Origin of the sequence: Candidatus Paralachnospira sp. LCP21S3_A2 (assembly GCF_052118925.1) — a bacterium.
In the GTDB taxonomy this organism is placed as follows: domain Bacteria; phylum Bacillota; class Clostridia; order Lachnospirales; family Lachnospiraceae; genus Lientehia.
This window is the reverse complement of sequence record NZ_JBQKGG010000001.1, coordinates 309,889-334,330: the sequence shown is the minus strand read 5'-3', so window position 1 is coordinate 334,330 and position 24,442 is coordinate 309,889. Positions and strand designations below refer to the sequence as shown.

Annotated in this window: 25 protein-coding genes; 23 read left to right on the top strand and 2 right to left on the bottom strand. The window is 51.2% G+C overall.

The genetic code is table 11. The features are described from left to right. Positions 1 to 5 precede the first annotated feature (5 nt). From ftsY to hflC, 4 genes are all read left to right on the top strand, one after another. Positions 6 to 938, top strand: coding sequence for a signal recognition particle-docking protein FtsY (ftsY, locus tag ACTQ3K_RS01500; protein ID WP_441565034.1), 933 nt, complete (start codon positions 6 to 8; stop codon positions 936 to 938). A 90-nt stretch (positions 939 to 1,028) separates the two neighbouring features. Further along, positions 1,029 to 2,255: a threonine ammonia-lyase gene (gene ilvA / locus ACTQ3K_RS01495; RefSeq protein WP_441565032.1), complete on the top strand. Its 1,227-nt coding sequence runs from the start codon at positions 1,029 to 1,031 to the stop codon at positions 2,253 to 2,255. A 461-nt stretch (positions 2,256 to 2,716) separates the two neighbouring features. Continuing rightward, on the top strand, positions 2,717 to 3,697 hold the full coding sequence (hflK, locus tag ACTQ3K_RS01490) for an FtsH protease activity modulator HflK (protein WP_441565030.1): 981 nt from the start codon (positions 2,717 to 2,719) through the stop codon (positions 3,695 to 3,697). Between the two features lie 87 nt (positions 3,698 to 3,784). Next, positions 3,785 to 4,651 carry a protease modulator HflC gene (gene hflC, locus ACTQ3K_RS01485; RefSeq protein WP_441565028.1) on the top strand — a complete coding sequence of 289 codons (867 nt, stop codon included), beginning with the start codon at positions 3,785 to 3,787 and terminating at the stop codon, positions 4,649 to 4,651. A 19-nt stretch (positions 4,652 to 4,670) separates the two neighbouring features. On the opposite strand, the gene ACTQ3K_RS01480 is transcribed toward hflC, so the two are convergent. Continuing rightward, positions 4,671 to 6,419, bottom strand: coding sequence for an Rqc2 family fibronectin-binding protein (locus ACTQ3K_RS01480; RefSeq protein ID WP_441565026.1), 1,749 nt, complete (start codon positions 6,417 to 6,419; stop codon positions 4,671 to 4,673). Positions 6,420 to 6,641: 222 nt separating this feature from the next. Between ACTQ3K_RS01480 and ACTQ3K_RS01475 the strand changes: the two genes are divergently transcribed. From ACTQ3K_RS01475 to ACTQ3K_RS01405, 15 genes are all read left to right on the top strand, one after another. Further along, complete coding sequence (locus ACTQ3K_RS01475) at positions 6,642 to 7,520, top strand: YicC/YloC family endoribonuclease (RefSeq protein ID WP_441565024.1); 879 nt, start codon at positions 6,642 to 6,644, stop codon at positions 7,518 to 7,520. Between the two features lie 58 nt (positions 7,521 to 7,578). Continuing rightward, positions 7,579 to 7,860 (top strand): DUF370 domain-containing protein, encoded by a 282-nt coding sequence (locus ACTQ3K_RS01470; RefSeq protein ID WP_441565022.1) that lies wholly within the window; start codon positions 7,579 to 7,581, stop codon positions 7,858 to 7,860. Next, the gene (gene gmk, locus ACTQ3K_RS01465; RefSeq protein ID WP_441565020.1) at positions 7,853 to 8,485 is read left to right on the top strand and encodes a guanylate kinase; all 633 of its coding nucleotides are present in this window, start codon (positions 7,853 to 7,855) and stop codon (positions 8,483 to 8,485) included. Before ACTQ3K_RS01470 ends, gmk begins: the two co-directional genes overlap by 8 nt. 4 nt (positions 8,486 to 8,489) lie before the next feature. Then, on the top strand, positions 8,490 to 8,765 hold the full coding sequence (gene rpoZ / locus ACTQ3K_RS01460) for a DNA-directed RNA polymerase subunit omega (RefSeq protein WP_441565018.1): 276 nt from the start codon (positions 8,490 to 8,492) through the stop codon (positions 8,763 to 8,765). Between the two features lie 90 nt (positions 8,766 to 8,855). After that, complete coding sequence (rimO, locus tag ACTQ3K_RS01455) at positions 8,856 to 10,196, top strand: 30S ribosomal protein S12 methylthiotransferase RimO (protein WP_441565016.1); 1,341 nt, start codon at positions 8,856 to 8,858, stop codon at positions 10,194 to 10,196. Beyond that, complete coding sequence (pgsA, locus tag ACTQ3K_RS01450; protein ID WP_441565218.1) at positions 10,183 to 10,722, top strand: CDP-diacylglycerol--glycerol-3-phosphate 3-phosphatidyltransferase; 540 nt, start codon at positions 10,183 to 10,185, stop codon at positions 10,720 to 10,722. Before rimO ends, pgsA begins: the two co-directional genes overlap by 14 nt. Next, positions 10,723 to 11,976 carry a competence/damage-inducible protein A gene (locus ACTQ3K_RS01445; protein WP_441565014.1) on the top strand — a complete coding sequence of 418 codons (1,254 nt, stop codon included), beginning with the start codon at positions 10,723 to 10,725 and terminating at the stop codon, positions 11,974 to 11,976. Then, complete coding sequence (locus ACTQ3K_RS01440; RefSeq protein WP_441565012.1) at positions 11,966 to 12,334, top strand: hypothetical protein; 369 nt, start codon at positions 11,966 to 11,968, stop codon at positions 12,332 to 12,334. The genes ACTQ3K_RS01445 and ACTQ3K_RS01440 overlap by 11 nt, the downstream gene beginning before the upstream one ends. A gap of 20 nt (positions 12,335 to 12,354) precedes the next feature. Beyond that, positions 12,355 to 13,521 (top strand): DUF2953 domain-containing protein, encoded by a 1,167-nt coding sequence (locus ACTQ3K_RS01435; protein ID WP_441565011.1) that lies wholly within the window; start codon positions 12,355 to 12,357, stop codon positions 13,519 to 13,521. A 23-nt stretch (positions 13,522 to 13,544) separates the two neighbouring features. Further along, positions 13,545 to 13,961 carry a GerW family sporulation protein gene (locus ACTQ3K_RS01430; protein WP_441565009.1) on the top strand — a complete coding sequence of 139 codons (417 nt, stop codon included), beginning with the start codon at positions 13,545 to 13,547 and terminating at the stop codon, positions 13,959 to 13,961. A 98-nt stretch (positions 13,962 to 14,059) separates the two neighbouring features. Next, on the top strand, positions 14,060 to 14,209 hold the full coding sequence (locus tag ACTQ3K_RS01425) for a hypothetical protein (protein WP_441565007.1): 150 nt from the start codon (positions 14,060 to 14,062) through the stop codon (positions 14,207 to 14,209). Between the two features lie 56 nt (positions 14,210 to 14,265). After that, the gene (locus ACTQ3K_RS01420) at positions 14,266 to 14,457 is read left to right on the top strand and encodes a hypothetical protein (protein ID WP_441565005.1); all 192 of its coding nucleotides are present in this window, start codon (positions 14,266 to 14,268) and stop codon (positions 14,455 to 14,457) included. 134 nt (positions 14,458 to 14,591) lie between these two features. Next, a complete protein-coding gene (locus ACTQ3K_RS01415; RefSeq protein WP_441565003.1) occupies positions 14,592 to 15,800 on the top strand; it encodes an NADP-dependent isocitrate dehydrogenase in 1,209 nt (402 codons plus the stop codon). 123 nt (positions 15,801 to 15,923) lie between these two features. After that, positions 15,924 to 16,829: a S8 family peptidase gene (locus ACTQ3K_RS01410; protein WP_441565001.1), complete on the top strand. Its 906-nt coding sequence runs from the start codon at positions 15,924 to 15,926 to the stop codon at positions 16,827 to 16,829. A gap of 101 nt (positions 16,830 to 16,930) precedes the next feature. Beyond that, a complete protein-coding gene (locus ACTQ3K_RS01405; protein WP_441564999.1) occupies positions 16,931 to 18,352 on the top strand; it encodes a DUF6612 family protein in 1,422 nt (473 codons plus the stop codon). 58 nt (positions 18,353 to 18,410) lie between these two features. Here ACTQ3K_RS01405 and ACTQ3K_RS01400 read toward each other — a convergent pair whose 3' ends face one another. Then, positions 18,411 to 20,342, bottom strand: coding sequence for an ABC-F family ATP-binding cassette domain-containing protein (locus tag ACTQ3K_RS01400; RefSeq protein ID WP_441564997.1), 1,932 nt, complete (start codon positions 20,340 to 20,342; stop codon positions 18,411 to 18,413). A gap of 215 nt (positions 20,343 to 20,557) precedes the next feature. Between ACTQ3K_RS01400 and ACTQ3K_RS01395 the strand changes: the two genes are divergently transcribed. From ACTQ3K_RS01395 to ACTQ3K_RS01380, 4 genes are all read left to right on the top strand, one after another. Beyond that, on the top strand, positions 20,558 to 21,196 hold the full coding sequence (locus ACTQ3K_RS01395) for a redox-sensing transcriptional repressor Rex (RefSeq protein WP_441564995.1): 639 nt from the start codon (positions 20,558 to 20,560) through the stop codon (positions 21,194 to 21,196). Between the two features lie 55 nt (positions 21,197 to 21,251). Next, entirely contained in the window at positions 21,252 to 22,787 is a 1,536-nt protein-coding gene (locus ACTQ3K_RS01390; protein WP_441564993.1) for an NAD(P)H-hydrate dehydratase, read from the top strand. A 1-nt stretch (position 22,788) separates the two neighbouring features. After that, positions 22,789 to 23,973, top strand: coding sequence for an alanine racemase (gene alr / locus ACTQ3K_RS01385; RefSeq protein ID WP_441564991.1), 1,185 nt, complete (start codon positions 22,789 to 22,791; stop codon positions 23,971 to 23,973). A gap of 91 nt (positions 23,974 to 24,064) precedes the next feature. Next, on the top strand, positions 24,065 to 24,415 hold the full coding sequence (locus ACTQ3K_RS01380; RefSeq protein WP_441564989.1) for a type II toxin-antitoxin system PemK/MazF family toxin: 351 nt from the start codon (positions 24,065 to 24,067) through the stop codon (positions 24,413 to 24,415). Positions 24,416 to 24,442 lie beyond the last annotated feature (27 nt).

The following is a 24,442-nucleotide window of genomic DNA, read 5'->3' as shown; positions in this document are numbered from 1 at the left end:
AGTGTATGAGCCAGGAGAAAAAAGGATTTTTTGGACGCCTGGTGGCAGGCTTAAGCAAGACAAGAAATAACATTGTGGCGGGGATCGATTCCATTTTCAGCGGCTTCTCTGCCATTGATGAGGATTTTTACGAGGAGATCGAGGAAACCCTGATCATGGGCGACATCGGGATCCATACCACCGAGGCGATCATTGAGGATCTGAAGGCGAAGGTCAAGGAGCAGCGGATCAAGGAACCCTCGGAGTGCAAGGAGCTTCTCATCGAGACCATCAAGAAGCAGATGGATCTCGGAGAGAATGCCTATGAATTTGAAAACCGGAAATCGGTCGTTCTGGTCATCGGCGTCAACGGCGTGGGAAAGACCACCTCGGCTGGAAAGCTGGCGGGCCAGTTAAAGGATCAGGGAAAGAAAGTCCTGGTGGCGGCAGCCGATACCTTCCGTGCGGGTGCCATCGAGCAGCTGACCGAGTGGGCACACCGTGCAGGCGTGGATATTATTGCCCAGCAGGAGGGCTCCGACCCGGCGGCTGTGGTCTATGACGCAGTCTCGGCGGCAAAGGCCAGAGGAACGGATGTGCTGATCTGTGATACGGCAGGGCGGCTCCACAATAAAAAGAACCTGATGGAGGAACTCCGGAAGATCAACAAGGTTATCGACCGGGAGTATCCGGATGCTTACCGGGAAACGCTGGTGGTGCTGGACGGAACCACCGGACAGAATGCCCTTTCTCAGGCGAGGCAGTTCAAGGAGGTTGCCGATATTACCGGCATTATCCTGACGAAGTTAGACGGAACCGCCAAGGGCGGCATTGCGGTTGCCATTCAGGCGGAGATGGGGATTCCCGTAAAATACATCGGAATCGGAGAGCAGATGGATGACCTTCAGAAGTTTGATCCGGACGAGTTTGTGAACGCCCTGTTTAAGGCAGAAGCCTAAAGAAGAAGCCTTCGGAACAGGCCGGCTTCCGGCGTCCGGAATATGACGGAAATGATAAAACGATACTGACATAAAGGAAGAGTGAAAACAATGCTTACATTGGATAAGTTTGAAGAGGCGGCGGAGACCGTCGGAAGAGTAACCTTAGAGACCAAGCTGGTTTACAGCGAATATTTCAGTGACCAGACCGGAAACAAGGTCTACATTAAGCCGGAGAACATGCAGTACACCGGCGCATACAAGGTACGCGGTGCGTATTATAAGATCAGCACCCTTTCCGAGGAGGAGCGTGCCAAGGGCCTGATCACTGCCTCTGCCGGAAACCATGCCCAGGGTGTGGCCTATGCGGCAAAGAAGTATGGTGCAAAGGCCGTTGTGGTAATGCCTACGACAACCCCGTTAATGAAAGTTAACCGTACAAAGAGCTACGGGGCGGAAGTGGTGCTCTACGGTGATGTTTACGATGAAGCCTGTGAGTATGCCATGAAGCTGGCGGAGGAAAAGGGCTATACCTTCATCCACCCCTTCAATGACCTGACGGTTGCCACCGGCCAGGGAACCATTGCCATGGAGATTATTAAGGAGCTTCCGACTGTGGATTATATCCTCTGCCCCATCGGCGGCGGCGGACTGTGTACCGGCGTTTCCACGCTGGCAAAGCTTTTAAATCCCAACATCAAGGTCATCGGCGTGGAGCCAGCAGGAGCTAACTGTATGCAGGAGTCTCTGCGTCAGGGTAAGGTCGTAACGCTTCCCAGGGTCAACACTATCGCAGACGGCACGGCCGTTAAGACACCGGGAGATCTTCTGCTTCCCTATATCCAGAAGAATGTCGATGAGATCATCACCGTAGATGATTCCGAGCTGATCGTGGCATTCCTGGATCTGGTAGAGAATCATAAGATGGTGGCGGAGAATTCCGGACTTTTGACTATTGCGGCTTTAAAGCATTTAGGTGTCAAGAACAAGAAGGTGGTTTCCATCATCAGCGGCGGAAACATGGACGTGATCACCATGTCATCTGTAGTACAGCATGGCCTGATCCAGAGAGACCGGATCTTTACGGTTTCTGTTCTGCTTCCCGACAAGCCGGGTGCTCTGGTCCATGTATCTCAGGTTATTGCCGACCTGCAGGGCAATGTGATCAAGCTGGAGCATAATCAGTTTGTAAGCATTAACCGAAACGATGCCGTAGAGCTTCGTATCACCATGGAAGCCTTCGGTACGGAGCATAAAAACCAGATTGTTGCGGCACTGGAATCCCATGGTTACCGTCCAAAGCTGGTGAAAAACAAGGGAATTTACCAGGGGGCATAACCTGCGGCCTGTCGCATAAATCCGCAATAAATCCGTAACAGAAAAGAAAGGGTTTCGTCATTGACTTTTTACGCCGGGAACGTTATAATCCCCGTAAAAGAAAGGGAGTAGCTGACATCGGAAGATGTTCTATCCTGCGTCATGACGGTGTAAACACCCGCAGATAGTTTACAGCAAGACTTTTATTGCAGTCCAAGCAGGACTGTAATAAAAGTCTTTTTTGGTTCATAGGAAAATTTCCTATGAACCAAAACGCTTCGCGGGGATCGCACAGCGGCGGACAAGAAAGTTGTCACAGGAGGTCTACGCGCCGCTTCGGTCGTTGCTAAACGAGCGTCACTGGCGCTCAGCAACGCCGCTGGCGCAAGAATGTGCCGAGGCACATTCTTTAACTAAAACGTTCAGAGTCAGTCAGAGTTTTGCTGGACGGCTATTCCCACCATATAACCAAAGGAGGGCAAATGATGAAAAAGTTTTTTAAGGATCACGGAAAGAAAGCAGGCTGGATTATTCTGGCAGCAATCGTCCTGGCGATTCTGGCCAGGGGAGCCATCTATACCATCAATGAGCAGGAACAGGCGGTAGTGACCACCTTTGGGGTGGCAAAAGCTGTTACGGAGCCGGGGCTTCATGTAAAGATCCCCTTTGTCCAGAAGGTGAAAAAGGTTGATACTACGATCCGGGGCTTTGCCGTGGGCTTCGATCAGACGGGACAGGCACTGGAGCAGGAAGCGGTGATGATCACCTCAGATTTTAATTTTGTAGACATTGATTTTTATGTGGAGTATCGGGTATCCGATCCGGTGAAGGCCGTGTTCGCCACCAGAGATCCGGAGCTGGTCCTCAGAAATCTGGCTCAGAGCTGTATCCGTACTGTGGTAAGCAATTATGATGTGGACAGCGTTCTGACTACCGGAAAAAATGAGATCCAGTCCAAGATAAAGGAAATGCTTCTGGCACAGCTGGAAGAACAGGACATCGGAATCCAGCTGGTGAACCTGACGATCCAGGATTCGGAGCCGCCGACCATGGAGGTACTGGAAGCCTTTAAGGATGTGGAAACGGCGAAGCAGGGAAAAGAAACCTCCATCAACAACGCAAACAAATATCGGAATGAAAAGCTTCCCAAGGCGGAGGCCGATGCAGACCAGATCCTTCAGGAAGCAGAATCCACCAAGACGCAGCGGATCAACGAGGCGTATGCCGATGTGGCTATGTTCAATGCCCGGTATGAGGAATATGTGAAGAACCCGCTGATCACCAAGCGGCGGATGTTCTATGAAACCATGGAGGAGGTGCTTCCGAATCTGAAGGTCATCATCGACGGAACGGACAGCACCACGACCATGCTGATGGATCAGCTGACCGAAAACGCCGGTGCAGCGGCGGCCGGAGCCCAGACGGAGACAGGCGGAGCGGCAGGCAGTGCCGGGAATCCGTAACAGCAGGAATATGAACGGAGCCGATGAATGAGGCTTATGATTGGAATCCATGACGGAAAATTCTGATAAATGCAGGAGGAACGGAATATGAAGAAAAAAGTATGGGGCGTATTTGGCGGTATCGCAGTGATCATTCTTGCAGCGGCTTCCATGGTTGTCACAAAGGAAAACGAATACAGTCTGATCCGGAGGTTCGGAAAAGTGGACCGGATCATCGAACAGTCCGGACTGACCTTTAAGATCCCCTTTCTGGAATCAACGGACAAGATCCCGGCACAGACCTTACTATACGATCTCCCGGCGTCCGATGTGATCACCAGGGATAAAAAGACCATGATTGCCGACAGCTTTGTGCTGTGGCGGGTGACAGATCCTCTCCGGTTTGCAAAAACCTTGAATGCATCGGAGACCAGTGCCGAGCAGAGAATCGACGCAGCTGTTTACAATGCAATTAAAAACGTGATCAGCAACATGACCCAGAATGATGTGATCGCGGCCAGAGACGGGGAACTCCAGACGGCGATCATGGAGGAGCTTGGAAGTGCCATGGATTCCTACGGAATCGTTCTTGATCTGCTGGATCTGAAGCAGCTGGACCTTCCGGAGGACAATAAGGAGGCCGTTTACGAGCGGATGATCTCCGAACGCGGTAAGATCGCAGCCACCTATCAGGCAGAGGGCGATTCTGAGGCACAGAAGATCCGCAACACCACTGACAAGGAAGTGGAGATCATGCTTTCCGATGCCAATGCCCAGGCAGCCGGTATCATCGCCGAGGGTGAGTCAGAATACATGAAGATTTTATCTGAGGCCTATGCCGATCAGGAGAAGGCTGATTTTTATAGCTTCGTCCGCTCCCTGGATGCGGCAAAGGCATCGCTGACCGGGACCGGAAATACTTTGATTCTGCCGAAGGATTCTCCCATGGCGGAGATATTTATGAAAGCTGAGTAAGGGAAATAAAATAATGTAGTTACAGTTCTTCCCGCACTCCTTCCAGCGACGGTTCTGCAACCATGGAATAGTTGGTGTGGTAGATCACGAACCCGGGTTTGGCTCCGGCTACTTTTTTTACCTGTTTTTTCTCTACATAGTCGATCTCGACTTTATCGTTTCCGCGGCCTCTGGAGTACCATGCGGCCAGGGCGGCGGCTTCTTCAAAGAGGCGGTCGGGAAGCTGATCGACGGTCTTTCCATCGGTTTTGACGATCACGTGGGAGCCGGGGATTCCTTTGGCATGGAACCATAGGTCGTTTCCGGAGGCAAACTTGAAGGTAAGCTCTTCGTTCTGGAGATTGTTTTTTCCTACATAGATCTGATAGCCGTCGGAGGATACGTAGTGGAAGGGCACGCTGGTGATCTTCGGTTTTTTATCGCGGGGATTCCGTTTCCGGACGAAGCCGGATTCCCGCAGCTCTTCCTTGATCTGAGTTAGATCCTCTTCATTTCGGGCAATGTCCAGCGAAGCGGAGACGCTTTCAAGGTAGTCAATCTCCTCCTTTGTTTCTCTTGTAAGCTCTGTTAAGGCTTCACAGGTTCGTTTCAGCTTTCCGTATTTATCAAAATAGCGTTTGGCATTTTCCTGGGGCGTCATGGTGTCGTCCAGAGGGATTTTTACGGTTTCGTTGGTATAATAATTCAGAGCCTCCAGCGTTTTTGCACCTGGTTCCAGACCGTAGCCGTAGGTGTTGATCAACTCGCCGTAGACCCGGAATTTATCCCGTTTTTCTGTATCCTTCAGCTGACGGAGCTGGAGATCGTATTTCTTCCGGTTTCGTTCCAGGGCGGTCTGGACCGTATGACGAAGCTCTGCGGATTTCTGGCGGATCCTGGTCATGGCCTCTCTGGATGCATAATAAGATTCCAGAACGGTGCTCATATCAGAGTACGGCTTTTTTTCGTAGGACGTCAAATGGGACAGCGGCAGGGCGGAAAACTCCACCGGAAGTGCTCCGTCATAAGCAATGCAGGGAGAAAAGGCTCCGGTTTTTACATCGTCCATGAACTGGGAGAAAATGTGGTACAGGTGAACGGTTTCCATCTCCGAGAGCGCGTTGGCGGAAAGGGAGCTGTCCAGGGAAGCAGTATAGCAGATTTCCTCGGCCATGACCGGGCTTAAACCGGTAAAGCCGGTGTACAGCGCTTTTCCGAGGGGCATGGGCTTTTCGGAAAGAACCTGTGAAAAAACAGCTTCGGAAACTGTTAAAGGATCCTGCTTGTTCATGGTGTCCGGGATAAACCAGGGACGGCCGGGAAGAACCTCACGGACAGAGCTTACTGATGCGGGAATATGCTTGATGCTGTCGATGATGGTGCCGTCCTCCTGACAGAAGATCAGGTTGCTGTGCTTTCCCATGAACTCAGCGATGAGCTTCTTTTTGCAGACATCACCCAGTTCGTTTAAATGTTCGATCTCAAAGATCAGGATCCGTTCCAGTCCGGGCTGGGAAACGCCGGTGATGCGGCCGCCGCCGATGTGCTTGCGCAGCAGCATACAGAAATTGGGGGCGGTCATGGGATTCGGTTTATTGGATTCGGTAAAGTAGACAAGGGGAAGGCTTGCTCCGGCGGAGACAAATAACTTCCAGGTGTCCTTCTGATTCTTTATGGTAAGCATGAGCGCATCGGTTTCCGGCTGGGCGATCCTGGTGATCTTTCCGCCGGTGAGGCGTTCTCTGATTTCCTTTGCCATGCAGGCGATTGCGATTCCGTCAAGTGCCATATTTCTATCTCCATTCTTTTTCTTTTTTCTTCTAAGATGTTGGAGCCAAAAGGTTTTTGGTTCCCTTTGATACCGGATTGCTCCGCACAGAGTGCTCTATCATATTTTAATGGAAACCATAGGAAAATGCAAGTTGACTTGCCTGCTGGAATGAACTATAATAAAATAGATTATGTGAAAATATAAAAATAGGAATTTATGCCTGTTCGGAGGGAATCGAACATGATAAAAAGTATGACAGGCTTCGGCAGATATGAGGCAGTCAACGAAGACTATAAGATTTCGGTGGAGATGAAATCGGTAAACCACCGGTATCTGGATCTGAGTATCAAAATGCCGAAGAAATTCAATGCCTTTGAGGCGGAGATCAGGAACCTTTTGAAAAAGGATGTCCAGAGAGGAAAGGTGGATCTTTATATCACCTGTGAAACCTTCTCGGAAAAAGCGGTAAGCCTGGTCTATAATGAAGCACTTGCGAAAGAATATATGGATATCTTTTCACAGATGAGCAGACAGTTCGGACTGGAAAACGATGTGAAGGTATCGGCTCTTTCCCGTTATCCGGAGGTGATCACCGCCGGACAGGGCGAGGAGGATGAAGAGGAGCTCTGGCAGCTTCTTTCCGAGGCCGTAAACGGCGCCATGGAGAAATTTGTAGAGCAGCGGACAAAAGAGGGCGAACATCTGAAACTGGATCTGATCGGAAAGCTGGATGCCATGACCGGCTGGGTTGGAGAGATTGAGAAACGCTCTCCGGCAATCCTTACAGAATACCGGAAAAAGCTGGAGGATAAGGTGAACGAGCTTCTGGCCGGAAGCGGAATTGATGAAAACCGGATCGCAGCGGAGGTGACACTGTTTGCCGATAAGATTTGTGTGGATGAGGAAACGGTACGGCTTCGCAGCCATATTGGCACCATGAAGTCAGCACTTCTTGCCGGCGGTGCAGTGGGCCGGAAGCTGGATTTCATTGCCCAGGAAATGAACCGGGAGGCCAATACGATCCTCTCCAAGGCCAATGATCTGGAGATTTCCGGAACGGCCATCAATTTGAAGACCGAGATCGAAAAGATCCGGGAGCAGATCCAGAACCTGGAATAAACGAGACAGAAAACAGTGAATTCCGGACTGTGAGGGCGGAGAAAGGATCAGTGGAACGATGGGAAAACTCATCAATATCGGATATGGAAATGTGGTCCATACGGATAAGGTTCTTGCAGTCGTAAGTCCCGATTCGGCTCCGGGAAAGCGGCTGGTCCAGGCGGCCAGAGACGAAGGGCGCAGCATTGATGCGACCCAGGGGCGTAAGACCAAGGGACTGATCATTATGGATAACGGCTATCTTGTGCTTTCGGCGCTTTTGCCGGAAACCATCGCCGGACGGTTTAACGGACCGGAGAGTGCAGAGCGGTTTACAGACAGGGAGGCAGAAGATGAATAAAAAAGGTTTGATCCTTGTGCTGTCGGGATTTTCCGGCGTAGGCAAGGGAACGGTGGTAAAGCGGCTGATGGAGCAGCATGAGGAGTATGCGCTGTCCATCTCCGTCACAACGAGAGAACCCAGAGCGGGTGAGGTACACGGAAGGGAATACTTCTTTATTACGGAAGAAAAATTTGCCGAGCTGGAAGCAAACGGCGGGCTGATGGAATCGGCCGGCTATGTAGGCCATCACTATGGTACCCCCAGGGATTATGTCATGGGGAAGCTGGAGGAAGGCTGCAATATCATTCTGGAGATCGAGATCCAGGGTGCGCTTCAGATTAAAAAGCGTTATCCGGAGGCAGTCCTGATCTTTGTGGTCCCGCCGGATGCGGAGACGTTGAAAAAGCGGCTGACCGGACGCGGTACTGAAACACCGGAGGTCATCGAGGATCGCTTAAAGCGCGCCGTGGAAGAGTCTCAGGGCATGGAGCAGTATGAATATCTCCTGGTCAATGACGATCTGGATACCTGTGTGGAGGAGTTCCATGAGATCGTTCAGGCGGAGCGCCGGAAGGCAGACCGGAATCAGGAGCTTATCAATCATATCAGAACAGACCTCAAGGGGTTTGTGAAAGGAGAATAGAATTATGTTACATCCGTCTTATTCAGATTTAATCAATGTAGTAAACAGTGAGGTAGAGCCCGGTGAGGAGCCGATCATTCAGAGTCGTTATTCCATCGTGATCGCGACGGCAAAGCGTGCAAGACAGATCATTGCCGGGGAGGAACCCATGGCAGACGCGCCTTCCAACAAGCCTCTTTCGATCGCTGTTGAAGAGCTGGACGAAGGAAAGGTAAAGATCGTCAGCGAGAATGACAGCCCCGAGGATGAGATCCCCGAGGATTCTCTTACCAATGAATAAAAATCCTGCGTTGCGGGATAACAACCGGGCAGGCAGTATGGCCTGCCCCTGTGTGTATCATCAGGAAAATATAAAGGAAATCGAGGAAATATGAAGATATTGTTTGTATCCCTGGGATGCGATAAGAATCTGGTGGATTCCGAGCGGATGCTGGGGAGCCTTACAGGAGCCGGGTATGAATTTACGGACGATGAAACTGAGGCGGAGGTGATCGTGGTCAATACCTGCTGCTTTATCGGAGATGCCAAGGAGGAGAGCATTAATACCCTTTTGGAGATGGCAAAGCAGAAGGAGACCGGGAAATGCCGTGTGCTGATCGCGGCCGGCTGCCTGGCACAGAGATATAAAGACGAGGTGCTCAAGGAGATTCCCGAGGTAGACGGAATCCTGGGGACTACCTCCTATGACCGGATCGTTCAGGTGGTGGAAGACACCCTGGGCGGAAAGACCGATGCGGAGTTCGAGGACATTAACATACTTCATGAAAAAGAAGCAAGGCGTGTCCTGACCACCGGCGGCCATTATGCGTATTTAAAGATTGCGGAGGGCTGTAATAAGCATTGTACGTACTGTGTGATCCCCAGCGTCCGCGGAAAATACCGGAGTGTTTCCATGGAAGCACTGGTGGAGGAGGCGAAGGAGCTGGCGTCCGGCGGAGTCCGGGAGCTGATCCTGGTAGCCCAGGAAACGACCCTTTACGGCGTGGATCTCTACGGAGAGAAGAAGCTTCCGGCGTTATTAAGGGAGCTGGCGAAAATCCCGGGAATCCACTGGATCCGTATGTTATACTGTTATCCGGAGGAGATCACCGACGAGCTCATCGAGACCATAAAGACCGAAGAAAAGGTCTGCAATTACATGGATATCCCGATCCAGCATGCCAGTGACCGGATCTTATCCCGCATGGGACGGAAAACCAACCGGAAGGAGATCACCGAGCGGCTCACAAAACTCCGGGAAGAGATTCCGGACATGGCAATCCGGACCACCATGATCACCGGCTTCCCCGGTGAGACCGAGGAGGATGTGGAGGAGCTTCTGGATTTTGTCGATGAGATGGAATTTGAACGACTTGGTGTATTTCCATATTCCCAGGAGGAGGGAACGCCTGCGGCAGTCATGGAGGATCAGGTGTCAGATGAGGTCAAGGAGGAGCGGCGCGACCGCGTGATGGAGCTGCAGCAGGAAATCTCTCTGGATCATGGACAGGATATGATCGGAAGAGAGCTGGAGGTATTTATCGAGGGCCAGGTTGCCGATGAAAATGCCTATGTGGGACGGACTTATATGGATGCCCCCGGTGTGGACGGATATATCTTTGTAAATACAGGGCTGGAGCTCATGAGCGGCATGTTTGTCCGTGTCCGGGTGACAGGAGCTCTGGAATATGATCTGATAGGAGAGCTGTGCGATGAAAATGAATCTGCCTAATAAACTGACGCTGCTTCGTGTACTCATGATTCCGTTTTTTGTGTTCTTCCTTTTATACGATAAGCTTGGCTATACCGGGCGGATCATTGCCCTGGTGCTGTTCTGTGCAGCCAGCTTTACGGATTATCTGGACGGACATATCGCCAGAAAGTATCATCTGGTCACCAACTTTGGAAAGTTTATGGATCCGCTGGCGGACAAGCTGCTGGTCTGCTCGGCGCTGATCTGCTTTGTCGGAAAGGGCGAGCTGGCGGCGTGGATCGTCATCATCATCATTGCCCGGGAATTTATCATCAGCGGCTTCCGGCTGGTGGCTTCCGACAATGGTGTGGTGATCGCAGCCAACTACTGGGGAAAGTTCAAGACCGTATCACAGATGATCATGATCATTCTGATCATTCTGGATCTGGACTTTTTAAACATTCTGACCCAGATCTTTATCTGGATCGCACTTGCCCTGACAGTGATCTCTCTGGAAGAATACATCAGACAGAACATCGGGGTCCTGAGGGAAGGAGACGTATAGATGAACGTAGAGATTCTTGCAGTAGGAACGGAGATTCTTCTCGGAAATATTTCCAATACCAATGCCCAGTATCTTTCCAGAAAGTGTGCGGGTCTCGGCCTCTCGGTTTATCATCAGACCGTTGTGGGTGATAATGAAAAGAGGATGACGGATGCCATCAAGCGGGCGCTGAAGCGTTCAGACATTGTCATTTTGACCGGCGGACTTGGGCCGACCGAGGATGACATGACAAAAGAGGTCTGTGCGAAGGTCATGGGATTTGAACTGGCAGAGGATCCTCATACGAAGGCACGGATCGAGGAATATTTTTCCAATATCCGCCGGAAAAAGATTACAAACAATAACTGGAAGCAGGCGGTAGTACCTGTCGGAGCAAAGGTTCTGGATAACGACAACGGAACGGCTCCGGGCCTGATCCTGGAAAAGGACGGAAAGACGGCAATTCTTCTTCCCGGACCGCCCAATGAATTAAAGCCTCTGTTTGAAAAGCAGGTAACGCCTTATCTGAAGGCAATCCAGCCGGAGACGATCTATTCTCAGATGTTAAAGATCTGCGGGATCGGGGAGAGCGGCGCCGAGACCATGATCCTGGATCTCATTGATGCGCAGACCAATCCGACCATTGCCACCTATGCAAAGACCGGCGAGGTTCATCTTCGAGTGACTGCAAAAGCGGAGAATGAGGAAGAGGCAAAGAAGCTGGTAAAGCCGGTAGTAAAGGAATTAAAGAAGCGGTTCGGAGACAACGTCTATACGACGGATGAGGATGAGGCGCTGGAAGATGTGGTGGTACGACTGTTGAAAAAGTATGAGCTGACTGTCACCACGGCAGAGTCCATGACAGGCGGCATGCTGGCAAGCAGGATTGTCAACGTAGCCGGTGCGTCTGAGTGCTTCAAGGAGGGCGTGATCACCTATTCCAATAAGGCAAAGAGAAAGCTTCTGGATGTCAATAAGGTAACTTTGAAAAAGTACAGTGCAGTCAGTGAGCAGACAGCGAAGGAGATGGCAAAGGGCGGCGTGTTTGCTACGGATGCGGATATCTGCCTGGCGGTTACAGGCTTTGCCGGTCCGGAGGATACGAAAGAGGAGCCGAGAGGGCTTGTATACATCTCCTGCTATATTGAGAATGAGATTGTTGTGAAGGAGTTTCATTTTACCGGAGACCGCATGAAGATCCGCGAGCAGGCGACGACCCAGGCACTGGATCTGCTGCGCAGATGTATCCTGGATAAATATAAACATGAAAAATAAGATCAAGTGGTACCGCAGGATGTATCTGGGAGAACGGGCGGAGAAGAGGCAGATCTGGGAGTGTTTAACCGATGGAAAGCTTCATCCGAGGCTGTTTCTCCTGGTATATCCGGCTAATCGGGATAATGTTCTGGAGATCCTTCCCCAGATCGAGTTATCCAATCCCCATTACAAAGAGCATACGCTTTACGCGGTTGGGGCTGCCTGGGGAAAGCTGGAAGCCATGGAGCTTGCCGGAACAATCGTCACGGAAGTCTACCGGGCGACCGGAACGACTGATGTAGCGGCATATCTCGGCGATGATTTTCTCGACCGACCGGAGGTGGCTGGGGAGAAACTGTATAACGACTGGCAGTAGCCTGTAAGGACGGTGGTGTGGTGCTTTCCATAATTTTTGGAATATTAAAGGGGATCGGAATCCTTTTTCTGGTGATTCTTTTTCTGGTGCTGGCAGCCATACTGGCTGTCCTGTTTGTACCGGTGCGTTACCGTATATCCGGTGAGGGTGCTTATGAGCAGGAGCCGGGGCGCGGGCTTTTTTATGAAGGAAAGGCAAGGGTTTCCTGGCTGATGCGGATCGTGACGATCCGCGCGGCAGCAAAAGACGGAAAGGCCGGTGTTAAGGTCAGGATTTTGGGGATCCGGGTCTTTGGAACGGGAATCTGGGAGAAGAAAAAAAAGCCGGGAAGAAGCCGAGGGAAAACTGTTTCAAACGAAAAAGCATCTGCGGAAGAAAACACAGAGGCGTTTTTATCGGCGCAGTCCATAGAGAAAAAAGCAGATAAGCGGCATTACGAAGAGCAGAGTTTACAGGATGGGATCGGGGCGGAGCAGGAGGTGACCCGTCAGAATTCTCAAAGTGAAACGGAACCGGGACGAAGCGAACAGAATGTAATGTCCAAGAAGCCGGAGATGCAGAATGTAAGACCGGTGGCTGAAAAAGACGAGACTGTCAGAGCAGAGCAAAAAATTCCGGAAAAGCAGAAAAAACGGAAGAGAAAGCAAAAGCGGAAATGTGGAAAGCTCTGGAGAATCTGGAAATCCATAAAAGAATTTCCGGGAAAGGTTATTGCCGGAATCTGCAGCCTGCTTGAAAAAATCCTCGGTTTTTTTAAGAATATCCGGGGAAAACTAAAGATGATCGCACAGAATCTGGATCTGATCCGTACCTTTTTTGAGGCAGAGGAAAACAAAGCAGTTCTGGAGCAGTTAAAAGAGAAAGTCAAAAAGCTTCTTCATCATATTTTACCGGGAAAACGAACCGGGAGTATCACCTTTGGACTGGAGGATCCGGCGGCAACAGGAAAAGTCCTCATGGGACTGTCCATGATCTATCCGTTTCTTGGCGATGGGATCCAGGTGACGCCGGTGTTTGAAAACCGCACCATGGCGGCGGGATCGCTCTTCTCAAAGGGGCGGATCCGTCTGATCGTTCCGCTTTGGACTGCGGGAAGTGTCTGGTTTGATAAAGGCTTCCGCCGTTTCTTAAAGCGGGGAAAGAACCTGCTTGGAACGATTTCATCGTCCGGGCAGAAAGCAGCGTAGAGCAGCAGTAAGGAGGAAAACCAATGGCAGCGGAGAAAGACAAGAATACCTTTGGAAATACGATGGAAAATCTGTTCAAGGGAATGGACGGTTTCATCACAACAAAAACTGTGGTCGGTGACGCCATTCATTTGGACGGAACGATCATTCTTCCCCTGGTGGATGTATCATTTGGCGTCGGAGCAGGCGCTTTTGCCGGAGAGAAGAAAAACAACAGTGCCGGTGGCATGACCGGAAAGATTACTCCCAGCGCAGTGCTGGTGATCCAGAACGGAAGTTCCAAGCTGGTAAGCGTCAAAGGCCAGGATACCGTATCAAAGCTTCTGGATATGGTGCCTGATGTGATCAATAAATTTACCAAGGGCGGAGAGAAAAAGCCGGATGTAGAAATTCCGAAGGATGTCTTTGAAAAGAAAGAGACAGAAGCGGACGAAAAGTAAATATCGGTATCAATTGCCCCGCCCTGGTTTGGTATCCCGGATTCATAGAGCGGCAGGTTCTGTCATAGGATAAAAAAAAGAAAGCCGGGAGAGCGGTCATGAAGCGTCTGGTGGGGCTGTGCCTGTTCTGGCTGGGAATCGGAATGGCATTATATCTGATCCTTCCGAAAAACTTTTTCAGCTTCTGCCTGATGGCGGGAGCTCTTATCAGCGGATATTATCTGTTCTGTGGATGCGATAAAAAATAAATATAAATGGCTGGCTTCCTAACAAACTTTCAGACAGAGCTTAACCAGCCGGAAGCGTGTATATCTGCGACGGATTGATATTTACGGAAACAGATACCGACGATTTCGTGCGGGAGTATGTGAGGCTTCCGTCGGGAATTTCCATGTTAGCAGCCGCCACCGAGCGCCTTTGTCTGAGCCCGAAGGGCGAGTTCCCGCGTGAATGGCGGCGAATCGGCGCATGGGAATTCGCAGGAAACGGAACCTGACTCCCGATAGAAACGTTGGTATCTGAGCAGGAACAGCGTCAAGTATGTCTTTTGGTTGACATGGTTTTTGATTATGCCTATAATGAAAACGAAATACATTCTGAAAAGATAAGACAGCGGGAGAAGGAGGAACCATGGAAAAGATCAAAATGCAGACCCCCATTGTGGAGATGGACGGCGATGAAATGACGAGGATCCTGTGGAGCATGATCAAGGATGAATTGCTGCTGCCCTTTGTGGATCTGAATACAGAATATTATGATCTGGGACTGAAGCACCGGGATGAGACGGATGATCAGGTGACGAAGGATGCGGCGGAGGCTACGAAGAAATACGGCGTAGCTGTAAAGTGTGCCACCATCACACCTAACGCGGCCAGGGTAAAGGAATATGATTTAAAGGAAATGTGGAAGAGCCCCAACGGAACGATCCGTGCGATCCTGGACGGAACTGTGTTCCGCGCTCCCATTATCGTAAAGGGAATCGAGCCTTACGTAAAGACCTGGAAGAAGCCCATCACCATTGCCCGTCATGCATATGGCGATGTTTACAAGGCGTCTGAAATGAAGATTCCGGGGCCGGGAACCTGTGAGCTGGTCTACACCGATGAGGCGGGAAATGAGACAAGAGAGCTGATCCATAAATTCCAGGGTGCGGGAATCGTTCAGGGTATGCACAACCTGAACCGTTCCATCGAAAGCTTTGCTCACTGCTGCTTCAAATACGCGCTGGATACGAAGCAGGATCTGTGGTTTGCCTCCAAGGATACGATTTCTAAAAAGTATGACCATACCTTTAAGGATATTTTCCAGGAGATTTTTGACCGGGATTATAAAACGGCGTTTGAGAAGGCAGGGATCACCTATTTCTACACGCTGATCGATGACGCGGTGGCACGGGTGATCAAGTCCGAGGGCGGCTATATCTGGGCCTGCAAGAATTATGACGGTGATGTCATGAGCGATATGGTGGCAACGGCCTTTGGTTCCCTTGCCATGATGACCTCGGTTCTGGTATCTCCTGATGGCAACTATGAGTACGAGGCGGCTCATGGAACCGTACAGCGTCATTATTATAAATATCAGGCCGGGGAGAAAACATCAACGAACTCGGTGGCAACGATCTTTGCATGGAGCGGTGCGCTCAGAAAGCGCGGCGAACTGGACGGAAACAGGGAGCTTCAGGCCTTTGCAGACAAGCTGGAGCAGGCAACGATTTCTACTATTGAGGGAGGAACTATGACGAAGGATCTGGCACTGATGACCACGATCCAGAATCCTCATGTGGCAGAAAGTCTTGAATTTGTCCAGGCAGTGCGCAGACAGCTGGAAGCACTGATATAAATAAATGTCTGCCGGGCGGCGGAAATATCGTTCCATTTTCTGCGGAGGCTTTGAGGCCTGAGAAAGTCCGGGATCCTGATTCTTTCATACGTTAAAAGAAAGAGGAGAATCAGGAGGCATGTCATGAACCGCGTGAACAGGCTGATTGGCACAGAGGCGGCGAGAAATCGAAATTTGACAGGAAGAGGCGTCGGTATAGCAGTCCTGGATACAGGGGTTTATCCTCATCCGGACTTTGCCGGACGCCTTTGCTGTTTTCAGGATATGGTGGGCGGGCGAAAGCAGCCCTATGATGATAATTCTCATGGAACCCATGTGATGGGCGTTCTTGGAGGAAGCGGAAAACGGTCCGGAGGACGGTACGAGGGTGTGGCTCCGGGAGCGTCCCTTATTGGAATTAAGGTACTGGACCGGGAAGGAAACGGTTCAGTGACGGATCTTCTCCGGGGGCTCTCATGGATCCGGAAGCAGAAAAAGCGGTATGGAATCCGGATCGTCAACATTTCCGTCGGATCGGTTCCCAGGCGGGAAACAGCGGAAACCTCAGCGCTGGTGAGGGGCGTGGAGGCAGCATGGGCAGACGGGCTTGTGGTCATTGTGGCAGCGGGAAACGAGGGGCCGGAGGCCAGAAGTGTGACGACGCCGGGGATCAGCCGGAAGGTGATCACAGTGGGGTGCTCCGATGATCAGCAGTCAGTCCGGGTTGGCGGTATTTCCATGGTGGATTATTCCGGACGCGGTCCGACCGTCTCCTGTATCTGCAAACCAGACGTGGTGGCGCCGGGGGCTGCCGTGGTATCCTGCTGTGTGCCATCAGTGCGGAAAAATCATTATTATGGGATTAAGAGCGGAACCTCCATGGCTACACCGGTGGTCTCCGGTGCGGCGGCGCTTTTGCTGGAGAAGTATCCGTATCTGACGCCTAAGGAGGTAAAGCTGCGGCTTTTGGAGCGAGCCAGGGATCTGGGACTTCCGAGAAATCAGCAGGGGCGCGGCATGGTGGATCTGGCAGCGCTTCTCCGGGAATGAGCTGCGGAAGGCATCCAGGCAGATGCCTGCCGGAAAGGAAAGCTTCGTATAAAGGACGAAGCAGTCGTCAGAATACGAAATGGCAGAAAGGAAAGAAAATTATGAAAAGAAGGAATCATCAGAAAGGCCTCAGAAGCAGAACTGCACAGGCGGCGGCATGGCTCCTGATGGTGCTTTTGGCGGCAGGGATAGCCGGAGGCTGTGGAAAAAAACAGTCGGCACAGGAGACAGATGCCGTATCCGGCAGCGAAGCACTCCCTACGGCCGGAGTCTTACTGGAACAGGCAGAAACAGCATTTTCGAAGGCCTTCTCCGTCAGCGGAACCATGACCATGAATCTGGCCATGGATTACACAGCCCAGGGAGTTACAGCTTCCCTGGAAATGGATGCGGATCAGCAGGTAGAGAATACCAGGGAGCCGGAGTCAGCGCATGTCACCGGAACCATTTCGGTAAATCTTTCCGGGATTTCTGTGGAGACGGAAAGCTATACGGTGAAGGAAGGGGATTCCTATGTAATTTACAGCGGAAGCGATGGTCAATGGCAGAAACGGAAAACAACAGAGCCAGCGGCGGATTACGGCGCTGAGGAGCTTCTGGAGGCGCTCTCAAAGGCAGAGGAGCTTTCCATGCAGGAAACAGAGAGCGGATATCTGGTGGAGGGAATCCTTTCGGGGGCGGATTTTGGAGCCATGCTGGATCCCTTGAATGATCTGTTCCCGGCCGGAGAGAAGGAAACGGCCCTCTCGGCAAAGGCATCGCTTCTGTTTTCCAGAGAAGATCAGACTCTGCAGTCCATGACCCTGGATCTGGCAGATAGCTATGATCAGTTTGTGCAGAGTCATCTGGAGAAGTTTGGCTTTGAACAGGCAAAGGTGAGAAGACTTCAGGTATCTATGGCGGATTATGCCTTGAATACGGTGGAGGAGATTACTGTTCCGGAGGAGGTAAAGACGGCTGCCTGGGATGCGGATGCTCCGGAAGAAACGACGGAGGCAGGTTCGGATCAGAAGACGGAGGATAAAACTCTGGGACAGGATGAGACGGGCAGCTATGTACTGACAGCTGGAAACGGAGCACTTCAGGTGACCATTGGAGTACCGTCCGGGTTCTCCTATGAGGAGAACTCCGATGCATCCTGGCTTCAGTTTAATAAGCAGGATAATACAGATGGCAGAACTGTAACCGTGGTTTATACATTATATGTAACCGGAGAGACCTACAGCGAGGAGGATCTGGCTCAGTCCCAGGCGGACAGCTATGTCTATATGCAAAGCTCCGGAGATTATTCGGCAGTGTCATTTACCGGGACGCAGATCGTTCAGGCAGCAGGAAGGGAGGTTTCCTATACGGAGTTGTCGGATGTTTATCTTGGGAGTGTATATGAAACAGAGTATAATACCTGGACAGTGCTTCCCGGCGGCCTTCTGCAGTGTATTATAAAAGAAAATGGGACTGAGGAGGATCATGGAAAGCTTGATTTTTCGGCTGTGCTGGAGGAGGCGTACCGGGTGGTGAAGTAAAAAAGGAAAATAGAAAAGGAATGTACCGTGAAGTTTGTGCACGGCACATTCCCTGGGCTTATTCAGCCAGCTCTTCCCATCGTTCATAGAGAGAAGCCAGTGTTGTTTCATTGGCTTCTTTTTCTTTTGTCAGCTTTAACAGCTCGCTCATGTTGGTGCAGATCTCCGGGCTGGCGCACAGCTCGTCCAGTTCGTTATTGCGTGCCTCCAGAGCGGCGATGGAGTCTTCCACCTTTTTTAACTCGTTCTGGCGTTTTCGCAGCTCTTTCTGAGCTTCCTTCTGTGCCTGCCAGTCGGCCTTGGTATCACCGGCCGGAGACGGAGAAGCAGTAACAGATGCCGAAGAGGTATCTGTCTCCCGCGCTGCGGCATGGATTGCCGTCAGTTCCTCCCGCTTTTCCAGGTAATAATCATAATTTCCGATATAATTAACAAAGGTCTGTCCCGTCAGCTCCAGGATCCTGGTGGCAGTGCGGTTGATAAAATACCGGTCGTGGGAAACATAGAGGACGGTTCCCGTGTAGTTGTTCAGTGCATCCTCCAGAATCTCCTTGGAGACAATGTCCAGATGGTTGGTTGGCTCGTCCAGGATCAGTAAATTGCTTTCCGACAGCATCAGCTTCGCCAGGGAAACACGGCCCCGCTCGCCGCCGCTTAAATCGCCGACTCTCTTGAACACATCGTCACCGGTGAAGAGAAAGGCTGCCAGAACGCTTCGGATCTTTGTGTTGTCCAGGTTGGGATAAGTATCCTGAAGCTCGTCGAATAAGGTCTTTTCCATATGGAGCACCTGCTGTTCCTGATCGTAATAGCCGATCTGGACGCGGGAACCCAGGCGGATATCGCCGGAGTCGGCGGGAAGCAGGCCGTTAATGATCTTTAACAAAGTCGTTTTTCCCGTTCCGTTGCTTCCGATGACGGCAACCCGTTCCCCTCGTTTGATCTCAAAGGAGACATCCTGGAACAAGGTCTGGGGACCAAAGGATTTTGTCAGATCCCGGACGGTCAGCACATCGTTTCCACTCATGATCTGAGGCTCCAGTTTGATGTGCATGGCAGAAGCAGCCTCAGTAGGCTTTTCCACCCGTTCCATTTTGGAGAGCAGCTTTTCCCGGCTTTCCGCCCGCTTGATGGATTTTTCCCGGTTAAAAGAACGGAGCTTCTGGATCACGGCTTCCTGGTGCTTGATCTGGGCCTGCTGATTTAAATATTCCTTCATCTTGGCATCGCGGAGCATGGCGCGCTTGGCAGCATAATCCGTATAGTTTCCGGAAAAAACGGAAACCTCGCCCCGGTCAATCTCAATGATCTTTGTGACAACGCGGTCCAGAAAATAACGGTCATGGGCAACGATGAGCACGGCGCCGGGATAATTTAACAGATACGTTTCCAGCCAGGAGATGGAAGCCATATCCAGATGGTTGGTAGGCTCATCGAGAAGGATGATATCCGGCTTGGAGAGAAGCAGTCTTCCGAGGTAAACACGGGTTTTCTGGCCGCCGGAGAGGGTGGAAACCTTTTTGGAAAAATCTTCTTCGGAGAATCCAAGACCCTTTAAGACACCGACAATCTCGCTCTTCCAGGCATAGCCGTTTTCCAGCTCAAATTCATGGCTGGTTCTGGTATACAGGTCCATGAGCCGTTCCAGTTCCTCTCCGGAGGTATGCTTCATGGCCTGTTCCATGTCACGGAGCTTTTCTTCCATCTCGATGATGTCCTTTTTGACTTCCAGAAGCGTATCGTAGATGGTCTGGTCGGAGGTGCAGTCCTGGTGCTGGGCCAGATACCCAAGCGTTTTATCTTTGGCAAGGGTCACCGTTCCGGAATCAGCAGGGAGCTCTCCGGTGATGATTTTTAAAAAAGTAGATTTACCGGCGCCGTTGATCCCGACAATGGCGGCTTTTTCCCGGTCTTCTATATGAAAGGAGCCGTTTTTGATAACAGAAACGTCCCCAAAGGCTTTACAGACCTGATGACAGGTTAAAATCATGATAATCCTCCTGTAGCGTATACATAGTATCTCTGTTATTTTAAACGTGTGAAAGAAAATTGTCAAAGTTATTTGACAAGAAACCATGGAAATACTATAATAAATACGATATAGCGATGTTGCAGGCTGTAAATGCATTGTATGCAGAGCAGACCGCTATCGAGATAAAGATGACAGCCAGAAATGTGCATAAACAGAACAGGTGGATAGAATATATGGAACGAAAGGAAATTTCCAATGCAGTCATAAAGCGTCTTCCGCGGTATCACCGTTACCTTGGGGAACTGATGGAGAGCGGTGTCGAACGGATTTCATCCAATGACCTGAGTACAAAGATGAATGTGACAGCCTCCCAGATCCGGCAGGATCTTAATAATTTCGGTGGCTTTGGACAGCAGGGATACGGATATAATGTGGAATATCTTTATCATGAAATTTCCAAGATCCTGGGGATTGACCATGAAAATACCATGATCATCATCGGTGGAGGAAACTTCGGACGGGCGCTGACCAATTATTCCAACTTTGAGCGGCGCGGTTTTATGATCCAGGCCTTGTTTGATACCAATGAGGAGAAGATCGGAAAGATGGTTCGCGGGATCCCAACACTGGATATGAAAGACCTGGAAGCTTATCTGGCATCCCATAACATTGAGATCGCAGTCCTGACGATCCCTAAACAGGCAGCACAGGAAGTAGCAGACCGCCTGATTGCCTGTGGAATCAAGGCAATCTGGAATTTTGCCCATCTGGATCTCAAAGTCCCGGAGGATGTGGTGGTCGAAAACGTTCATCTTTCGGAGAGCCTGATGCAGCTTTCTTACCGGATCTCTGAAAAAAGGGACAACAAATAAACAGAATCATGAAAGTGTGCGCCTGCCGCACACTTTTGTTTGATAAAGGAGCAGTATGCGGACAGTATTGGATGGATGCCGTATGAAGGCCATAGACCGGTATAATATCGAAACCATTGGAATCCCGTCGCTGGTTCTCATGGAACGGGCAGCGCTTGCAGTGGTGCAGGAGGTAGAAATCCGGTGCCCGTCTGGCGGGCAGATCACTGTGTTCTGCGGTTATGGGAACAACGGAGCCGATGGTCTGGCTGCGGCCAGAATGCTTGCGCTTCATGGATATTCCGTTCAGGTAATCCTGGTGGGAGATCCGGAACGGGCAACCGCAGAATGGCAGGTACAGAAGGCAATCCTGGATCGGCTGGGAATTCCTTCCTGCACCGGAGACGAGCTGCCGGAATATCCTGTAAAGGAGAGTGCTTTTCTGATTGATGCGCTCTTTGGAATCGGCCTGACAAGACCGTTGTCTGGTATTCAGGAGGAGATTGTAGGACAAATCAACGAATCCGGCGTACCGGTGGCCGCAGTGGATATTCCATCGGGAATTCATGCGGGAACCGGGCAGGTCCTCGGAACAGCAGTAAAGGCAGATGTTACGGTGACGTTCGGTTATGAAAAGCTGGGACTTCTGCTTTATCCCGGCGCACGGTATGCAGGAGAAGCAGTGACAGCAGACTGTGGGTTTGCACCTTCGCCGGAGCTGTTAAAAGAGGAAGCGGAGGGAAGGCTGTTTCACGTATTTGAGCCGGGAGAGGCAGGGAAAATCCCAAAGCGGCGGCCGGACGGAAACAAAGGAACGTTCGGAAAAGTGCTTCTGATCGCAGGGAGCGTCGGAATGGGCGGGGCTGCTTATCTCAGCGGCCTGGCGGCTTACCGGAGCGGCGCCGGACTGGTGCGGATTGTAACGCCAGAGGAAAACATTCCGATCATCCAGACCCTGCTGCCCCAGGCCATTGTGACCGGTTATGACGGGACAGCAGGCAGGACTGTATCGGAAACGGAGATCCGGGAATGGATCACCTGGGCGGACGCTGTGGTGATCGGTCCGGGGATATCGAAAAGCGCGGCGGCAGAAGCGGTTCTGCGGGCAGTGTTAACGTATCGGAACGGAAAGAAGACGGTGCTGGATGCAGACGCACTGAATCTTCTGTCGGATCATCAGGAACTGATGGAGGAGCTGGACCAGCAGGTGATTTTGACACCTCATCAGGGCGAATTATCCCGGCTTTTAGGTGTATCTATAAAACAATTGAAGGAGGATCCCGTCCGTGCGGCGGAGGCCTTATACCAGAAAACAGGTGCGGTTTGTGTCATAAAAGACGCAAGAACGCTTATCGTATCAGAAAACCGGCGGTATCTGAACCGGTCTGGCAACGATGGGATGGCAGCCGGAGGCGCGGGGGATGTATTGACCGGAATTCTGGGTGCATTTCTGGCGTCCGGTATGGATGTGGCACAGGCGGCAGAGACCGGTGTGTGGCTTCATGGGCTGGCCGGAGACCGGGCGGCGGAGCAGTTCGGTCGTCATGCCATGACGGCAAAAGAGCTGGCAGACAGTATCGGAGAAATTTTAAAAACATGGGAAGAGGAATAGTATGACAGAATATAACCGTGTGGCGGCAGTAGTCGATCTGGACGCCATTTACGAGAACCTGAACGAGTTGAAGAGCCATATCCGGCCGGGAACCAGAGTCTGTGCGGTGATCAAGACTGACGCTTACGGACACGGAGCGGTTCCTGTTGCAAAATGGATCAGGAAGCTGGCAGATTTTTTTGCCGTGGCTACGGTGGAAGAGGGGATGGAGCTTCGGAAGAACGGGATCTGGGAGCCGATCCTGATTCTGGGGCATACACCGGCGTCTTTATACAGGGAGGCCATCGAGCTTGGACTTCGCATGAATGTTTATGAATTATCCCAGGCAGAGGCAATTTCAAACATTGCGGTTTCCCTTGGAAAGACTGCCTATCTTCATATGAAGCTGGAAACGGGAATGAACCGTCTCGGATTTTCACCGGATGAGGAATCGTTACAGGCAGCAGAAACCATGAGCCGTCTGCCGGGCGTCTGTCTGGAGGGACTGTTCAGCCACCTGGCACGGGCAGATGAAGCGGACAAGACGGATGCATACCGCCAGTTTAATATCTTTCAGAAGTTTGATGCAGCGTTAAGAGCGCGGGGCGTAAAAATCCCGATCCGCCATATTGGAAACAGTGCGGCCATGATTGATCTTCCGGAGTTTTCTTATGATATGATGCGGGCCGGTATCGCATTGTACGGCATGTATCCCTCTGAGGACGTATCTATGGATCAGGTGGTATTAAAGCCGGCTCTGCGGCTGGTGTCACGGGTGATTTTTGTGAAAACCATTGAGGTGGGAGAATCTGTGGGCTACGGCGGAACCTTTACGGCAAAGCGGAAGACGACGATTGCCACCATTGGGATCGGTTACGGGGACGGTTATCCGAGAAAGCTTTCGGGAAAGGCTGATGTGCTGCTCCATGGAAAACGGGCTCCCATCTGTGGCCGGGTCTGCATGGATCAGCTTATGGTGGATGTGACGGATATTCCCGACGTAAAGGAAGAGGATGAGGCCGTGCTGATCGGACGGGATGGAAACGAGGTCATCACGGTGGAGGAGCTTTCCGCACTGGCGGATACGTTTAATTATGAGTTTGTATGCGATCTGGGGAAGCGGATTCCACGGATCTATATAAGCGGCGGAAACGTTGTTGAAAAGAAAGATTACTTTGAAGATTTTTACAAAACAGACCTGCCGTAACCGGATAGTATAAACGTTTTTGTATGAACCGAAGAAACATTGGAAATACTGAGACCAGAAAGACCAATGGAGAATCGGGGTGTGCAGGAACATGGAAACCATAAGGCGCGGAGATATTTATTACGCGGATCTGCGGCCGGTCATCGGCTCGGAGCAGGGCGGGATACGTCCGGTGCTGATCATTCAGAATGATACCGGAAACCGGCACAGCCCGACGGTGATCTGCGCGGCAATCACCTCAAGGATGAATAAGGCGAAGCTGCCGACCCACGTGGAGCTGCGGGCAGACCGCTGCCGGATGGTCAAGGATTCGGTGATTTTACTGGAACAGCTCCGTACCATCGATAAACAGCGCTTAAAGGAAAAAATCTGTCATCTGGACGGAACGCTTCTGGGGCGGGTGAATGCAGCACTGCAGGTAAGTCTGGATCTGTTTACATAAGCAGGCTTACAGCAGGGAAAAAAGGAG

Excerpts from the sequence above, each read along its gene's own strand:
- ftsY (WP_441565034.1), top strand. The coding sequence starts at position 6 with ATGAGCCAGGAGAAAAAAGGATTTTTTGGACGCCTGGTGGCAGGCTTA.
- ilvA (WP_441565032.1), top strand. The coding sequence starts at position 1,029 with ATGCTTACATTGGATAAGTTTGAAGAGGCGGCGGAGACCGTCGGAAGA.
- hflK (WP_441565030.1), top strand. The coding sequence starts at position 2,717 with ATGATGAAAAAGTTTTTTAAGGATCACGGAAAGAAAGCAGGCTGGATT.
- hflC (WP_441565028.1), top strand. The coding sequence starts at position 3,785 with ATGAAGAAAAAAGTATGGGGCGTATTTGGCGGTATCGCAGTGATCATT.
- ACTQ3K_RS01480 (WP_441565026.1), bottom strand. The coding sequence starts at position 6,419 with ATGGCACTTGACGGAATCGCAATCGCCTGCATGGCAAAGGAAATCAGA.
- ACTQ3K_RS01475 (WP_441565024.1), top strand. The coding sequence starts at position 6,642 with ATGATAAAAAGTATGACAGGCTTCGGCAGATATGAGGCAGTCAACGAA.
- ACTQ3K_RS01470 (WP_441565022.1), top strand. The coding sequence starts at position 7,579 with ATGGGAAAACTCATCAATATCGGATATGGAAATGTGGTCCATACGGAT.
- gmk (WP_441565020.1), top strand. The coding sequence starts at position 7,853 with ATGAATAAAAAAGGTTTGATCCTTGTGCTGTCGGGATTTTCCGGCGTA.
- rpoZ (WP_441565018.1), top strand. The coding sequence starts at position 8,490 with ATGTTACATCCGTCTTATTCAGATTTAATCAATGTAGTAAACAGTGAG.
- rimO (WP_441565016.1), top strand. The coding sequence starts at position 8,856 with ATGAAGATATTGTTTGTATCCCTGGGATGCGATAAGAATCTGGTGGAT.
- pgsA (WP_441565218.1), top strand. The coding sequence starts at position 10,183 with ATGAATCTGCCTAATAAACTGACGCTGCTTCGTGTACTCATGATTCCG.
- ACTQ3K_RS01445 (WP_441565014.1), top strand. The coding sequence starts at position 10,723 with ATGAACGTAGAGATTCTTGCAGTAGGAACGGAGATTCTTCTCGGAAAT.
- ACTQ3K_RS01440 (WP_441565012.1), top strand. The coding sequence starts at position 11,966 with ATGAAAAATAAGATCAAGTGGTACCGCAGGATGTATCTGGGAGAACGG.
- ACTQ3K_RS01430 (WP_441565009.1), top strand. The coding sequence starts at position 13,545 with ATGGCAGCGGAGAAAGACAAGAATACCTTTGGAAATACGATGGAAAAT.
- ACTQ3K_RS01425 (WP_441565007.1), top strand. The coding sequence starts at position 14,060 with ATGAAGCGTCTGGTGGGGCTGTGCCTGTTCTGGCTGGGAATCGGAATG.
- ACTQ3K_RS01415 (WP_441565003.1), top strand. The coding sequence starts at position 14,592 with ATGGAAAAGATCAAAATGCAGACCCCCATTGTGGAGATGGACGGCGAT.
- ACTQ3K_RS01410 (WP_441565001.1), top strand. The coding sequence starts at position 15,924 with ATGAACCGCGTGAACAGGCTGATTGGCACAGAGGCGGCGAGAAATCGA.
- ACTQ3K_RS01405 (WP_441564999.1), top strand. The coding sequence starts at position 16,931 with ATGAAAAGAAGGAATCATCAGAAAGGCCTCAGAAGCAGAACTGCACAG.
- ACTQ3K_RS01400 (WP_441564997.1), bottom strand. The coding sequence starts at position 20,342 with ATGATTTTAACCTGTCATCAGGTCTGTAAAGCCTTTGGGGACGTTTCT.
- ACTQ3K_RS01395 (WP_441564995.1), top strand. The coding sequence starts at position 20,558 with ATGGAACGAAAGGAAATTTCCAATGCAGTCATAAAGCGTCTTCCGCGG.
- ACTQ3K_RS01390 (WP_441564993.1), top strand. The coding sequence starts at position 21,252 with ATGCGGACAGTATTGGATGGATGCCGTATGAAGGCCATAGACCGGTAT.
- alr (WP_441564991.1), top strand. The coding sequence starts at position 22,789 with ATGACAGAATATAACCGTGTGGCGGCAGTAGTCGATCTGGACGCCATT.
- ACTQ3K_RS01380 (WP_441564989.1), top strand. The coding sequence starts at position 24,065 with ATGGAAACCATAAGGCGCGGAGATATTTATTACGCGGATCTGCGGCCG.